The organism is Arthrobacter sp. HMWF013 (assembly GCF_003061105.1).
Classification (GTDB): domain Bacteria; phylum Actinomycetota; class Actinomycetes; order Actinomycetales; family Micrococcaceae; genus Arthrobacter.
This window is the reverse complement of the sequence record NZ_QAIQ01000685.1, coordinates 1-14,264: the sequence shown is the minus strand read 5'-3', so window position 1 is coordinate 14,264 and position 14,264 is coordinate 1. Positions and strand designations below refer to the sequence as shown.

The following is a 14,264-nucleotide window of genomic DNA, read 5'->3' as shown; positions in this document are numbered from 1 at the left end:
CCCGGCTTCGACGACGCCCACTGGCTGCCCGCCGCCGCCGATGTTAAGGGCGCCTGGGCGGAGGCAACCCCGGCCATCGCCCCGCCCGTCCGCCGTATCGAGGAACTACCCGTCAAGGACGTCCTGATCACCCCCTCCGGAGCCACCGTGCTGGACTTCGGCCAGAACCTCGTGGGCAGGCTGCGGATCCGCGTTTCCGGCGATGCCGGCCACACCATCATTCTCCGTCACGCCGAAGTCCTGGAGGACGGCGAATTGTCCCTCCGCCCGTTGCGTGAGGCTGCGGCTACGGACACATACACCCTCGCCGGCAACGGCGAGGAGGAGTGGGAGCCGCGCTTCACCTTCCACGGTTTCCGCTACGCCCAGGTGGACAACTGGCCCGGTGAGCTGGACCCGGCGGCGATCACCGCCGTCGTCATCCACAACGACATGCGCCGCACCGGCTGGTTCGAATGCTCCGACCCCTTGCTGAACCGCCTGCACGAGAACGCCCTGTGGGGGATGCGCGGCAACTTCCTGGCACTGCCCACCGACTGCCCGCAACGTGATGAGCGGCTGGGCTGGACCGGCGACATCCAGGTGTTCAGCCCCACTGCCAGCTATCTGTACGACTCGCTGGGATTCCTCGGTTCCTGGCTGCAGGACCTCGCTGTGGAACAGGGCCACCGCGACGGCGTGGTCCCCATCATCGTGCCGTCCGTCCTGGGCATGATGGACGCCCCGGTGGCCGCGTGGGGCGATGCCGCCACGGTTGTCCCGTGGGTCCTGTTCGAGCGTTTCGGGGACACCGGCCTGCTCCGCCGCCAGTTCGGCAGCATGCGCGACTGGGCCGATGCGCTCCTGAAGGTCAGGGACGGCGCCGGGCTGTGGCAGGGCCAGATGCAGCTGGGCGACTGGCTTGACCCGGCCGCACCGCCGGACAAGCCGGGCGCCGCGCGCACCCACGGTGACATCGTGGCCAGCGCTTACCTGTTCAAGTCCTTGGACCTGGTGGCGCAGGCGGCCGAAGTGCTCGGACATGGCTCCGACCAGGCAAAATACTCGGCGCTGGCTGAGGAGACCCGGCTCGCTTTCCTGGCCGAGTACGTCACCCCCGCCGGCCGGATGGTCTCCGACGCCCAGACCGCCTATTCGCTTGCACTGATGTTTGGCATCAGCACGGATCCGGCTCAGCGCCAGGCCCTGGGTGACCGGCTCGCCGATCTTGCCCGCCTGGGCGGCTACCGGATCGCCACCGGCTTTGTGGGAACACCGCTTATTGCCGACGCCCTCACTGTTACCGGCCACCTGGCGGCTGCCGAGCGGCTGCTCACCCAGACCGAATGCCCGTCCTGGCTGTATCCGGTGACGCAGGGAGCCACCACCATCTGGGAACGCTGGGACTCCATCCTGGAGGACGGCAGCGTCAACCCCGGCGAAATGACCTCGTTCAACCACTACGCCCTCGGCGCCATTGCTGACTGGATGCACCGCACGGTGGCAGGCCTCGCGCCCGCGGCGCCCGGGTACCGGAAAATCAGCATCGCACCCCGTCCGCTGGACAGCCTGGAGCATGCATCGACCTCGCACGAGACGCCGTACGGCCTGGCCCGGGTTGCGTGGAAGCGTGTGGGGGACCGGATCCTGCTCGAAGCCACGGTGCCACCCGGCACAGCAGCCGCGGTTTCGCTCCCGGACGGCTCAGCTGCATTCGAGGTGGGATCCGGTGAACACGCGTGGGACGTAGCCGCCGCGGGGCCCGACGCCGGCCCCGGCACCCCGTCCCTGCAGACCCCACTCGCTGACATCATGGATGATCCGGACGCCTATGCCGCCGCTTGGCAGGCCATCGATGTCCACGATCCCGCCGCCGCGGCAGCCTTCCGCAAGGACACCGTCTGGTACCGGCAGACCACCCTGGACCAGAGCCTGCTCTTCACGCCGCCCGCGGTCAAGGCGGACATCGCCGCTGCCCTGGCTGTCCTCGGTGACCGCCGGGCCGGTCAAGCTGCCGAAATTTCCTGAACTCCGCACTCCGAAACCAAGAAGGCACCGATGACCACTTTCACTGCCGAGAGCCCGCTCTACTTCGTGATGGGGCACGCCGAAGGCCACCGCATCCTCAGCGAGCGCGTCCCCACGCTCACCAACAACCCGCTGCTGCACACCCTGTACTTCCATGAGGTGGGCATGATCCTTGGCACCGAGGATGCCTTGAAGGACAGGCCGGGCGAAGTTTCGGAAATCCTCCGCCTTATCGGTGAGCTGGAACCGGAGGACCTGGTGGCTCAGCGGGCAGCTGCGGCTGCCGCCGACGTCCCCGCCCCGTCTGCCAGCTACGAACCGGACACGGTGCAGTGCGGCAGCGCCGCTGCGTCGTTTCCGCATGCGGCGGCAGCGCAGGAACGTTTTGAGGCCACCTTCGCCGGGCCCTCGCACGGCAACCCGTTCACCGACGTCCACCTCCGCGCGGTGTTCACGGCGCCGTCCGGGGCGACGCTCAGCGTCCCCGGCTTCTACGACGGCGACGGCTCCTACCGGGTCAGGCTGCTGGTCCCGGAGGCCGGCGTCTGGAGGTTTACCACCGCCAGCAACGCCCGCTCACTGGACGGGATCACCGGCACGTTTACGGCAAGCGATGGAGCCTCACCCGCCAAGGGCCTGGTGCGGGTGGCCAACACGTTCCACTTCGCGTACGACGACGGCACCCCCTACCTGCCGATCGGCACCACGGCCTACGCCTGGACCCACCAGGGCGACGCCCTGGAAAAGCAGACCCTGGACACACTGGCAGCCGGACCCTTCAACAAGATGCGGATGTGTGTCTTCCCCAAGTCGTACCTGTTCAACGAAAACGAACCGGACCTGTACCCGTTCGAAGGATCGCTGGCCGGCGGCTTCGATTACGACCGGCCCAACCCGGCTTTCTACCGGCACCTCGAACTGCGCATCAGCCAGCTGGAGGAACTCGGCATTGAAGCGGACCTGATCCTGTTCCACGCCTACGACCGCTGGGGCTTCTCCACCATGAGCCCGGGCCAGGACTGCCGCTACCTGAAATACGTGCTGGCGCGGCTGGCATCCCACCGTAACGTGTGGTGGTCACTGGCCAACGAGTACGACCTGCTGTTCCGCAAGACCACGGAGGACTGGGAACGCTTCGCCGCCATTGTCCAGGCCGACGATCCCAGCGGGCACCTGCTGTCCATCCACAACTGCCACGCGTTCTACGACTACAGCCGCCCGTGGATCACCCACAGCAGCATCCAGCGCCAGGACGTGCACAAAACTGCCGAGTTCACGGGGGAGTGGCGGGACCGCTGGCATAAGCCGGTGGTCATCGATGAGTGCGCCTACGAGGGCAACATCGACCAGGGCTGGGGCAACATCACCGGCGAGGAAATGACCCGGCGGTTCTGGGAAGGCGCCGTCCGCGGCGGCTACGTGGGCCACGGCGAAACCTACATGGATGCCGGGGACATCCTCTGGTGGTCCAAAGGCGGGGAGTTCCACGGCAGCAGCCCGGAGCGCATCGCCTTCCTGCGCCGCATCCAGGAAGAGACTCCCGGCGGGTTCCTGGAGCCGCTGCCCAGTTCCTGGGACGTTCCCACCGCCGGCATCCGCTACGAGTACGAACTGAACTACTTCGGCTTCAACCAGCCCACGTACCGGAACTTCGTGATGCCCGGCGGCCGCATCTACGAGGTGGACATCATCGACACCTGGAACATGACAGTGGACACCTTGCCCGGCACCGTGGAGGGCAGGTTCCGCGTCGAACTTCCGGGCCGCCAGTATATTGCCGTCAGGATCCGCGCCGTCTCCTGATCCGCCGCCTCCTGACGGCTGTCAGCGCAGCGCCGCCCCTCAGCCCTGCGCGGGAACGGCTACGCGTTCGCCGTTGAAATATTCGAGTTCCCAGCCGTCCTCGGCGTGGTGGTGGGCCAGGTTGAGGACGGCGTTGTCGATGCTTTTCAGGGTCTGGCCGATGGCACGGCTGAGGCTCACGCGCAGGAGCGTGCCGTGGGCGACCACCAGGACCCGTCCGCCGCGGAACTCGTCGGCGAGGTTTTCCAGGGCGGCCAGGCCCCGGCTGGCGGCCTCGTCCTCGCTCTCGGCATCACGGAAGCCGCCGGGAACACGCAACGCCTCCAGCTCGGGGCCGGCCTGCATGCCCTCCGCAGGGCCGAAACTGCGCTCGGTCAGCTCCGGGACGTGGCGGGCCACGCTCAGGCCGAGCCCCGCGGCGATGAGGTGGGCGGTTTCCGCGGCGCGGCTCAGCGGAGAGGACACTATGGCGTCCCACTCGTAAGCGGACAAGGTGGCGACGGCGTCGCGCGCCTGCCCGCGGCCGACGTCGTTCAGCGGAACGTCGGTGGACCCCTGCAGGCGGCGCTCCGCATTCCAGTCGGTCTGGCCGTGGCGGACGAGGGCAAACGTCGTAAGGGTCATGCCTCCATTGTGCCCTGATACGTGCGGGTCCCTGAATCCAGGTACCGGGCCGAAAGGCTCTGCCCGTCATGGCGGGCAGCTCCTAATCTGGGCAAGGGGGTCATCCACCGTCCGGTGAAAAGAGACTGAGATGCCCTGTACCAGACGTCAGCTGTTCCAGGCCGGAGCTGTAGCCGGTGCGGGCATGCTGCTGTACCAGCCCTCAGCCGGGGCCGCAGCGACATTCCCGGCGAAGGTTGGTCCGCTGACCAGGTTCTCCGAGCAGCTGCCAACGTTGTCAGAGCTCGGAGTCCTGGACATGCGGGCGGGAGGTGCTGCTGCCCTGTGGATGCGCAACGCCCGCCACCGCTTCCATTCGGAGATGGGGCTGACGGACACCCTCACCTACCAGGACGCCAGTGCATCCCAGACCTATCTTGGGCCGGTCATCCTCGCCCAACGGGGCACGCCGCTAACCCTCACCGTGCATAACGAACTCGGAACCGTGCACAACGAACCAGGCCGGCACCCGCATCCGCTGGCTTTCGCCATCGATCCCGAGCTGGTCCCGCCCGGCGCCGACGATGCCAACCGCCCCCGGTCATCCACCCACCTGCACGGCGGCAATACCAGCCCGGGCTCCGATGGCCACCCGGAACATGTCTTCTATCCAGGGGGGTCCTACACCTACAGCTATGACAACAACCAGGAAGCGGCCGGGCTCTGGTACCACGATCACGCCCTCGGCATCACCCGCCTGAACGTTTACGCCGGACTTGCCGGCGGCTACGTCCTGCGGGACGGCCCGGACACAGGAATCGATACCGGGGACGGCACACATCTCCCGCCGCCGCCCTACGAGGTGCCGCTGATCATCCAGGACCGGATGTTCACTCCGGACGGTACCTTTGCCTATCCGCCGAATGCGGAACTGACCCTTGGCGACGGCACTCCCCGCCCCTGGGCGCCGGAATTCTTTGGGGATGTGGCCACGGTCAACGGTAAATGCTGGCCGAACCTGGACGTGGCCCGGGGGAAGTACCGCTTCCGCGTCTACAACGGCTCCAACGCCAGGTTCTACAATTTCAAGTTCGTCGCCGCCGGAAATGCCGTGGAATTCGCGCAGATAGGGACCGACGGCGGGCTGCTCAACGCCCCCGCGCGGCTCAACAAGCTGGTCCTCGGGCCGGGCGAGCGGGCGGACATCGTGGTGGACTTCGCAGCGCTCCCTGCCGGTTCCCGCGTGGTCCTGACCAACAACGCGCGCACGCCTTTCCCGGACGGTCCTGTCTCCGTACAGCAAGGCGGCATGCCCCTGCCCGAGATCATGCAGTTCACCGTGCAAAGCCAGGCGGGCTACACCGCACCGTTGCCGGACCGGCTCCGGGCGCAGCCGGTGACGGGCCTTGCCGGGCTGCCCACCGCGGCCACCCGGACCATGACCATGGTGGAAGTCCTGAACCTGGCCGGGGTCCCGGTCATGGCACTCCTGAACAACCGCAAGTACCACAGCCCGGACATCACGGCAGTGCAGGGGGACACCCTTGAACAGTGGGAGCTGATCAACACCACAGTGGACGCGCACCCCATCCACCTGCATTTCACCCAGTTCCAGGTCCTCAGCCGCCAGCCTTTCCGGGTGGAGGACTATCTGGAGGCCACCGGGTACGTCGATCCCGGCACCGGGCTGGTGACTCCAGGCCGGGGGACTGCCGTGCCGGTGGGACCGTTCCTGATCGGACGCCCCACCCCGCCGCCGGCCAATGAGCGGGGCTGGAAGGACACCGTGGTTGCCATGCCCGGTGAGGTGACAAGGATCCGCGTCCCCTTCGGGGCGGGCGCCGCCGTCCCCTTCGGGGCGGGCGCCGCCGGAGGTGCACCCTTGGCCATCGGATCTTCGTTTAAGGGCGAATACGTGTGGCACTGCCATATCCTCGAGCACGAGGACAACGACATGATGCAGCGCTACGTCATCCGGTGACTATCCGCCGCTCACTGCACCACCGCTACCGGTAACAGCACGAAACGGAAGGGTACGACGGCGGGCCCTCCCGCCGTCGTACCCTGCTGTTTGGTGCCAATGCTGCCCGGTCGCAACCTTTGGGTCCGTAGCATCGCACCAGGACGACGACGTCTTCAGAACCAGCAAAGGGGCTTTACATGACGAGAATGCTGATTATTGGCCCACCCGGTTCGGGCAAGGGAACCCAGGCGGAGCGGATTTCCGAACGCCTCGGAGTGGTGGCCATTTCGACAGGCGACATCTTCCGCGCCAACGTCAAGGGCGGCACGCCACTTGGACTTGAGGCCCGGAAGTATATGGACAACGGCGACTTCGTGCCGGACAGCGTCACGAACGAAATGGTGCGGAACCGCCTCAGCCAGGACGACGCCAAAAGCGGCTTCCTGCTCGACGGCTACCCGCGCACCATCGCACAGGTGGATTACCTCGACGGTATCCTCAGCGCCGCCGACCAGGAGCTCGGCGTGGTCCTCCAACTGACAGCCGACGACGAGGAGCTCGTATCCCGCCTGCTGGGCAGGGCAAAGGAAACCGGACGGAGCGACGACAACGAAAGTGTCATCCGCCACCGGCTCGAGCTGTACCACCAGCAAACGGAGGCCGTGGTGGCCAGGTACGCCAGGCGGGGGATCCTCACGCAGGTTGACGGCATCGGCGGAATCGACGAAGTCACGGACAGGGTTCTGGGCAGCATCAGTGCACAGGCCGGGGTGGCCGGCGACGGAGAGTAGCAGCCGGACCTCGCCGGAGCAGGACAGGGCTCACAGGGCAAAAATGCGCCAGGATGCCTCGTGTGTAGCCCCGGCTTCGAGCCTGGCGAGGTCCTGACCGCTGTTGAAGGCATTGGGCGGGCAGGTCATCGGTTCCACGGCAAGTCCGAGCCTCGTGTTTTCCGGTGTGGGCTTGTCTGCAGTGTGGATCTGCAGCCAGGGACATGCCCGGTCCCATTCCATGCCCACGCCTGTACCGCCGGGATCCCGGACATGGAGTTGGGCGCGTCCCGCAGCGTCGAAGCCGATGCCGGTAAACGCGTGGTCAATCTCCGTGGCACCGATGGTGCTGGGCTCACGGAAGTCGAACACGTGGTTGTCCACTGTGCGCAACCCCACGGGCAACAGCCTGTCCGGGGTGACATCCAGGTAGTGGCTGGCCGGGAAATCGAGGGTCCACTCGTCCAGCGGGGCCGGTCCTGCGAGCAGGTAGGGGTGGGGGCAGACACCGTACGGCGCAGCCCCCGTCCCCGTGTTGGCCGCCAAGACGCTGGTATGCAGGCCGTCATCGTCGAGGTGGTACCAGGCGGTGAGCCTCAGTGTGAAGGGATACCCGGGTACCGGCCCCAGGGAGCAGGCCAGGACCAAGGACGACCGGTCCTGCTCTTCCACTGTCCAGTTACGCCCATAGACCAGGCCGTGGAGGGCGCAGGAGCGCTCAGGTTCGTTGACGGCGAGTTGGTGCTCCACGCCGTCGAGGGAGTACTTGCCGTCCTCTATGCGGTTGGGCCAGGGAGCTGCGAGGATGCCGCGATAGTCGGGTATGGGGCCGCCCGCGGGGAACGGGACGATCAGGTCCCGCTCCCCGTGGCGGAGCTGCCGGAGGGCAGCTCCGCGTTCAGTCACAACAGCTGAATACGGGCCTCCCCGGAGTTCGTACCCTTTCACAGTCCGCCGGCGAGTTTGTAGTAGGCGGCGTTCCAGTTCAGGTCCTTCTTGAACTGGCGGATGGTGGTGTCCCCGTCGATGGTGAGGAGCTCGGTCTTGGCGATCTCGGCGAAGTCCTCAAACACATCCATGCCGACGGCGGTGCTCAGCACAGTGTGGTGGGCGGCGCCGGCGGTGAGCCACGCTGCAGCCGAGGTCGCGAAGTCCGGCTTCGGCTGCCACAGGGCGCGGGCGACGGGGAGGTTGGGCAGCGGCTGGTCCAGCGGCACCACTTCGACGGCGTTGGCAACGAGCCGGAAGCGGTCCCGCATGTCCGAGAGTGCCACCACCACGCCCGGGGAGGCGTCGGCGTCGAACACTAGGCGGACGGGATCCTCGCGGCCGCCGATGCCCAGCGGATGGATTTCCAGGCTCGGTTTTCCGGCCGTCAGGGACGGACAAACCTCCAGCATGTGCGCGCCCAGGATCTTCTCGGCGCCGGGCGCCAGGTGGTACGTGTAGTCCTCCATCAGGGAGGCGCCGCCGGGCAGGCCCGCGCCCATTACCTTGGCCGCGCGGACCAGGATGGCGGTCTTCCAGTCGCCCTCGGCGCCGAAGCCGTACCCGTCGGCCATCAGCCGCTGGACCGCGAGTCCGGGGAGCTGGCGGAGCGCGCCCAGATCTTCGAAGGAGGTGGTGAAAGCGGCGGAACCGTTCGCTTCCAGGAAGCTGCGCAGCCCCAGTTCGATGCGGGCGCCGTAGCGGAGGGAGTCGTGGCGTGAGGCGCCCGCGCGGAGCTCCGGAACCACATCGTAAAGCTCCTCGTACTCGGCCACCAGCGTGTCGACGTCGGCCTCTGCGGCACCGTGCACGGCGTCGGCGAGCTCATTCACTGACCAGGTGTTGACCGAGACACCGAAGCGCAGCTCGGCCTCGGTCTTGTCGCCTTCGGTGACGGCGACGTTGCGCATGTTGTCGCCGAAGCGGGTCAGCTTGAGGGTCCGGACGGCGGCCCAGCCGGCGGCGGCGCGCTGCCAGACGCCCACCTGGCGGGCCACCTCCGGGTTGGAGACGTGCCCTACGACGGTCTTGCGGGCAATGCCCAGGCGGGACTGGATGTAGCCGAATTCGCGGTCGCCGTGCGCGGCCTGGTTGAGGTTCATGAAGTCGAAGTCGATGTCAGCCCAGGGGAGTTCCACGTTGGCCTGGGTATGCAGGTGCAACAGCGGCTTGCGCAGCAGGTCCAGGCCCTGGATCCACATCTTGGCCGGGGAGAACGTGTGCATCCAGGCGGTGACGCCGATGACCGAATCGTCCGAGTTGGCTTCCAGCGCAGTGCGGCGGATGGCGTCCGAGTCGGTCAAAACGGGCTTCCAGACGATCCTGACCGGCACGGCCGAGGAGGCGTTGAGCTGGTTGGCGATCTCCTGGGACTGGGCGGCCACCTGCTTGAGGACGTCCTCGCCGTAGAGGTGCTGGCTGCCGGTGAGGAACCAGACCTCGTAGCCGTCAAGGGAAGTGTTTGCTGCGGTGCTCATGGGTACTCCTGCGAAAGTCAGTTCGGGTGGGTTGGCGGTGCGGTGGGCCGGCCGGATGGCCGGGCCGGTTGGCCGGGCCGGTTGGCCGGGCCGGTTGTTATTGGCCGTAGACGTTCTGGTAGCGGGCGTAGAGGGACTCGACGTGGCCCTGGTCGATGGCCACCGGCTCGCCCAGCTGGCGGGAAATGTGGACGGTCCGGGCCACTTCCTCGCACATCACGGCAGCCTTGACGGCAGACCGGGCGTCCTTGCCGATGGTGAACGGACCGTGGTTCTGCATCAGCACCGCGGGGGAGTTGGAGTTCTGCAGCGTCTCCACAATGCCCTGGCCGATCGAGTCGTCGCCGATCAGCGCGAAGGGTCCCACAGGGATGGACCCGCCGAATTCGTCGCCCATCATGGTCAGCACGCACGGGATGGACTCGCCCCGGGCAGCCCATGCGGTGGCGTAGGTGGAGTGGGTGTGCACCACGCCGCCGACGTCGGGCATGTTCCGGTAAACGTACGCGTGCGCGGCAGTGTCCGACGACGGCTGCAGCGGCGGGTTGCCCCACTCACCGTCCTCGTCGCCGTCCACGGGCACGCCGTAGAGGTCGGTGACCACCATCTGCTCCGGGGTCAGGTCGTCATAGGAGACACCGGAGGGCTTGATGACCATGAGTTCGCGGCCCGGGACGCGGGCGGAGACGTTGCCGGCAGTCCACACCACCAGTCCGTAGCGGGTGAGCTCGGCGTGCAGCGCGCAGACTTCCTGCCGGATCAGGGCGATGGTTTCCAAAGTAAGCGTTGCGGCGTTCATGCCGGGGCTCCAACGGTTGCAGGGATGGCGGGTTGTGCCGTGGCGCCGGCGGGGGAGGCTGCCGCAGTCCTTCGCTGGATGGCCTTGAGCCGGTGCATGACATCGTTGGCGCCGCGGCCGAAGTAGTCGTGCAGCGCGCGGTATTCCTGGAACAGTTCCTCGTACGCGGCGACGTTTTCCGGAATGGGCGTGTAGACGTCGCCGGGTTCGGAGCCCATGGCTGCCGCGGCCCCGCGGATGTCGGCGTACTTTCCCGCCGCCACGGCGGCGTGGATCGCCGAGCCCAGCGCCGGGCCCTGGCTGGAGCCGATGGTGGAGAGCTGCAGGCCGGTGATGTCCGCGTAGATCTGCATCAGGAGTTTGTTCTTCAGCAGCCCGCCGGCCACGATGAATTCCTTCACAGGCACACCGGAATCGCGGAAGGCGTCCACGATGGTGCGGGTGCCGAACGCGGTGGCCTCAAGCAGGGCGCGGTAGGTGTCCTCGGGCTTCGTGGCGAGGGTCTGGCCCACCACCACCCCGGAAAGTTCGTGGTCCACCAGCACCGAGCGGTTGCCCGAGTGCCAGTCAAGGGCAATCAGTCCGTGCCCGCCGATCGCCTGCCGGGAGGCGAGACCGGTGAGGTACTCGTGGATGCCCAGGCCCGTTTCGGCAGCAGCCTGATGGTATTCCGGGGGAACGCCGTTTTTGGTGAACCAGCCGAAGATATCGCCCACACCGGACTGGCCTGCCTCATAGCCCCAGAGGCCGTCGACGATTCCGCCGTCCACCACGCCGCACATCCCCGGGACTTCGCGGAGTTCGGTGCCGTTCATGACGTGACAGGTGGAGGTTCCCATGATGGCCACCAGCTGGCCGGGCTCCACGGCGCGGGCGGCCGGTGCAGTAACGTGCGCGTCCACGTTGCCCACAGCGACGGCGATGCCCTCGGGCAGGCCGGTCCATCCGGCGGCCTCGGCCGTGAGGTAGCCAGCGGCCTCGCCGAGGCGGCCGATGGTGTGCTCGACCTTGGTGCTGACAAAGTCCTTGAACTCCGGGTTCAGCGCGGCCAGGAAGTCCTCGGAGGGGTAGCTGCCGTCCTGGTAGATGCCCTTGTAGCCGGCGGTGCAGGCGTTGCGGACGTACTGCCCGCAGAGCTGCCAGACGATCCAGTCGGCTGCTTCGACCCAGTGGTCCATGGCGGCGTATGCCTCCGGGTCCTCCTCCAGCAGCTGCAGCCCTTTGGCGAATTCCCATTCCGAGGAGATGAGTCCGCCGTAGCGCGGCAGCCATGACTCGCCGCGCTCGGCTGCCAGTTCATTGATCCGGTCCGCCTGCGGCTGGGCGGCGTGGTGGCGCCACAGCTTCACATAGGCATGCGGACGGTTTGCGAACCCTGCCACCTCGTTCAGCGGCGTCCCGTCAGCTGTGGTGGGCACCATGGTGCAGGCGGTGAAGTCAGTGGCAATGCCGACGACGGCGGCCGGGTCGATGCCGGCAGCCGCTACGGCGGCGGGAACCGCATGGCGCAGGACGTCCCGGTAGTCGTTGGGGACCTGAAGGGCCCATTCCCCGGGAAGGGGGACGGCGCCGTCGGCCGTGACATTGGCCGGCAGCGCGCCGGTCACTACCGCATGGGGGTAGTCGAAGACCCCGCTCCCGAGTTCTTTGCCGTCCCGAACCCGCACCACAAGGGCGCGGCCGGAAAGGGTTCCGTAGTCCACCCCGATGACGTATTGCTCACTGCCGTCCACTGTGACGTCCATAAAAGCTTCCTCCAATTGGCTGCCGCAGCTTTGCGGCCTGTCGTTAATTGTGAGCGCTAACAATTTGATTGTCAATGACGGGGGAGCAGTGCGGGGTTCATGCTTCCCGCCGCCGGCAGGAGTGCGTTCCGACGCAGCGGGGGCGGTACTCAGGTGTTGAGCGTGCCCCTGACAATGCTGACGCTTGAGTGGGCAGGATTTCCATCAACCGGCTCGTCCGAGACATCCACGATGGGGAAATCAGCGAGCTCCAGGCCCGCAGGAACCTCAAAGGTTCCTGTGTCGGAGTTCATGACACCCAGGCTGACCAGCCGCGAGAGGTCCGGGGCGATCAGCCAGACCTCCTGGTATCCCTGGGCTTCGTCCTTGCTGAGCTTCACCTCCAGCCTCCGGGAGCCGTCGGCCGCGCTGAGAACCTTCGCAGAACCGGTGGCGGAAAACTGGGCCAGCGGGGTGAGCTCCGCCTGGGCGACGGGGTCAGGGGCACGGTTGAGCGACCAGACCGTGCCGCCCGCAACCAGCAGCACTGCCGCCGCCGCGGCCAGCCAGGCGCCGGGCCCCTGCCACCATGCTGCCTTCCTGCGGCGGGATACCCGCGCCTCGTCAAGCGACTGCGGCCTTGCCGGCGGCAAAGCCTCTTCAGCCGAGGGGGCCTCGCCCTGCGGGGCGGCCAGGGGATCTTCCTGCAAGGACGGCGAGAGGCCTAGTTCCCGGTGGATGCCGGCCCAGACGTGCGGGCCCGGCGCCTCCAGGCTGCTGGAGTCCGGCGTGGTCTTGACCGCGTCCACAGCACGGCGCAGCGCTGCGTAGTCCGCCGCGCATTCACCGCAGCTGCCCAGGTGTTCCCTGCTGTATTCGTCCTGCCAGTCGTCATAGAGTGCGAGGAGGCTCAACTGTTCCGGATCAAGATGCGGCATGGTCTACCTCCAATCTGTTTCGTAAGTGGGACAAGCTGCGGCGGATGTGGCTCTTGACCGTACCAAGCGGAAGGTCAAGTTTCCGTGAGATCTGCTCATGGGTCAGGTCGTCGTAGAACGCGAGCTTCATAATGGAGCCCTGGGGTTCACCGAGCCGGTCCAGCTCACCGTCCAGCAGCAGCCTGTCCGCCAGGACCTCGGCCGCTTCAGGTTCAGGCGCCGCCTCGCCGGGCCCGCGGACCCCGGCTGCGGCGATGACTTTCTTGGTTTCCCGGGAGAAGGCCGATTGGGTGTCACTGATGACGTTGCGGGTGATGCCCACGATCCAGGCCGGGAGCCGGGCTACCTGCGGGTTGAAGGCGTTCCGGGAGCGCCACACCCGGATGAAGACTTCCTGCGTGACGTCGTCGGCCGCCGAACGGTCCGGCAGTGAGCGCAATGCGAGCGTGTGCACCAGCGGCGCGAACTCCCGGTAGGCCGCAGCGAGGGCGCGTTCATCGCCGGCCACAAACGCGGCGGTTAATCCGTCATCCCATCCCGGAGCGGCCTGGTCAGGAGGTGCCAAACTGGGCTCCTTCCCGGCATCGGTGACGAGACTCACGGCTTGATCACCGCTCACTCAAGGACCGCGGTGACAATGACATTGTCGCTGTAGTCCTTGACTTCGTCCAGCCATCTGCCGCCGCAGGTGACCACCTTCAGTTCGTGCGGACCGGCCCGGCGGAACAAAGAGGCCCCATCGAAGCTGTCCTTGGCCATCAGTTCCACCGTAACCACCCGGTAAACCAAGGGAGGCGCGTCCTGCCGTCCCACCTGGATGGCGGTTCCGGCCGCCAGAGTCTTCAGCTGCGAGAAGGGCGCCTGCTCGGAGGTGGTGTCGATGTGCCCGGCGATCACCGCGGTGCCGGCGCCCGCCCCGGGTGCGGGACCGAACCGGTACCACCCTGCCTGGTCGAAGGCCTCCGGGATCTCCATGGCTCCGCCCGGTGCAACTCCCACGGGGACCACGGTCATGTTGATCGACGTTCCGGCCACGGTCAGGGTAGTCGGCGCGGGGACGGGGGCGGTCGTTGCCGGCAGCGTGGCGGGCGCTGCCGGCACAGCGGCCGGGATGGCGGCCGGGCTCGGGGCAGGGGTTGCGGCCGGCGGCGCAGCAGAGGCGGTGGGATCGCCGGCCTGAGCCGTGCTGGGG

The 14,264-nt window shown here is 67.3% G+C and carries 12 protein-coding genes; 4 read left to right on the top strand and 8 right to left on the bottom strand.

Going from position 1 to position 14,264, the window contains the following annotated elements; translation table 11 throughout:
* Both DBR22_RS22235 and DBR22_RS22230 read left to right on the top strand, forming a co-directional pair.
* Positions 1-2,007, top strand: a 2,007-nt coding sequence (locus DBR22_RS22235) for a family 78 glycoside hydrolase catalytic domain (RefSeq protein WP_258229395.1), incomplete at its 5' end; no start/stop codon positions are given.
* A gap of 30 nt (positions 2,008-2,037) precedes the next feature.
* On the top strand, positions 2,038-3,810 hold the full coding sequence (locus tag DBR22_RS22230) for a DUF5605 domain-containing protein (protein WP_258229394.1): 1,773 nt from the start codon (positions 2,038-2,040) through the stop codon (positions 3,808-3,810).
* A 39-nt stretch (positions 3,811-3,849) separates the two neighbouring features.
* Here DBR22_RS22230 and DBR22_RS22225 read toward each other — a convergent pair whose 3' ends face one another.
* The gene (locus tag DBR22_RS22225) at positions 3,850-4,434 is read right to left on the bottom strand and encodes a histidine phosphatase family protein (RefSeq protein WP_108600765.1); all 585 of its coding nucleotides are present in this window, start codon (positions 4,432-4,434) and stop codon (positions 3,850-3,852) included.
* A 130-nt stretch (positions 4,435-4,564) separates the two neighbouring features.
* Between DBR22_RS22225 and DBR22_RS22220 the strand changes: the two genes are divergently transcribed.
* Positions 4,565-6,394 carry a multicopper oxidase family protein gene (locus DBR22_RS22220; RefSeq protein ID WP_108600764.1) on the top strand — a complete coding sequence of 610 codons (1,830 nt, stop codon included), beginning with the start codon at positions 4,565-4,567 and terminating at the stop codon, positions 6,392-6,394.
* 188 nt (positions 6,395-6,582) lie between these two features.
* Positions 6,583-7,167, top strand: a complete 585-nt coding sequence (locus DBR22_RS22215) for an adenylate kinase (RefSeq protein ID WP_181365290.1) — start codon at positions 6,583-6,585, stop codon at positions 7,165-7,167.
* Positions 7,168-7,197: 30 nt separating this feature from the next.
* On the opposite strand, the gene DBR22_RS22210 is transcribed toward DBR22_RS22215, so the two are convergent.
* From DBR22_RS22210 to DBR22_RS22180, 7 genes are all read right to left on the bottom strand, one after another.
* A complete protein-coding gene (locus DBR22_RS22210) occupies positions 7,198-8,094 on the bottom strand; it encodes an aldose 1-epimerase family protein (RefSeq protein WP_108600762.1) in 897 nt (298 codons plus the stop codon).
* Entirely contained in the window at positions 8,091-9,611 is a 1,521-nt protein-coding gene (araA, locus tag DBR22_RS22205; RefSeq protein ID WP_108600761.1) for an L-arabinose isomerase, read from the bottom strand. Before araA ends, DBR22_RS22210 begins: the two co-directional genes overlap by 4 nt.
* A 97-nt stretch (positions 9,612-9,708) precedes the next feature.
* The gene (locus DBR22_RS22200; protein ID WP_108600760.1) at positions 9,709-10,410 is read right to left on the bottom strand and encodes an L-ribulose-5-phosphate 4-epimerase; all 702 of its coding nucleotides are present in this window, start codon (positions 10,408-10,410) and stop codon (positions 9,709-9,711) included.
* Positions 10,407-12,155 (bottom strand): ribulokinase, encoded by a 1,749-nt coding sequence (gene araB, locus DBR22_RS22195; RefSeq protein ID WP_108600759.1) that lies wholly within the window; start codon positions 12,153-12,155, stop codon positions 10,407-10,409. Before araB ends, DBR22_RS22200 begins: the two co-directional genes overlap by 4 nt.
* A gap of 149 nt (positions 12,156-12,304) precedes the next feature.
* Positions 12,305-13,072 carry an anti-sigma factor gene (locus DBR22_RS22190; RefSeq protein ID WP_108600758.1) on the bottom strand — a complete coding sequence of 256 codons (768 nt, stop codon included), beginning with the start codon at positions 13,070-13,072 and terminating at the stop codon, positions 12,305-12,307.
* Entirely contained in the window at positions 13,059-13,637 is a 579-nt protein-coding gene (locus DBR22_RS22185; RefSeq protein WP_108600757.1) for an RNA polymerase sigma factor, read from the bottom strand. Before DBR22_RS22185 ends, DBR22_RS22190 begins: the two co-directional genes overlap by 14 nt.
* Positions 13,638-13,687: 50 nt before the next feature.
* A partial coding sequence (locus tag DBR22_RS22180) for a class F sortase (protein WP_258229393.1) occupies positions 13,688-14,264 on the bottom strand: 577 nt, incomplete at its 5' end.

What these genes read in the sequence shown, in the direction of transcription:
- araA (WP_108600761.1), bottom strand. Translation starts at nt 9,611, where the DNA reads ATGAGCACCGCAGCAAACACTTCCCTTGACGGCTACGAGGTCTGGTTC.
- DBR22_RS22230 (WP_258229394.1), top strand. Translation starts at nt 2,038, where the DNA reads ATGACCACTTTCACTGCCGAGAGCCCGCTCTACTTCGTGATGGGGCAC.
- DBR22_RS22190 (WP_108600758.1), bottom strand. Translation starts at nt 13,072, where the DNA reads ATGCCGCATCTTGATCCGGAACAGTTGAGCCTCCTCGCACTCTATGAC.
- araB (WP_108600759.1), bottom strand. Translation starts at nt 12,155, where the DNA reads ATGGACGTCACAGTGGACGGCAGTGAGCAATACGTCATCGGGGTGGAC.
- DBR22_RS22225 (WP_108600765.1), bottom strand. Translation starts at nt 4,434, where the DNA reads ATGACCCTTACGACGTTTGCCCTCGTCCGCCACGGCCAGACCGACTGG.
- DBR22_RS22215 (WP_181365290.1), top strand. Translation starts at nt 6,583, where the DNA reads ATGCTGATTATTGGCCCACCCGGTTCGGGCAAGGGAACCCAGGCGGAG.
- DBR22_RS22220 (WP_108600764.1), top strand. Translation starts at nt 4,565, where the DNA reads ATGCCCTGTACCAGACGTCAGCTGTTCCAGGCCGGAGCTGTAGCCGGT.
- DBR22_RS22200 (WP_108600760.1), bottom strand. Translation starts at nt 10,410, where the DNA reads ATGAACGCCGCAACGCTTACTTTGGAAACCATCGCCCTGATCCGGCAG.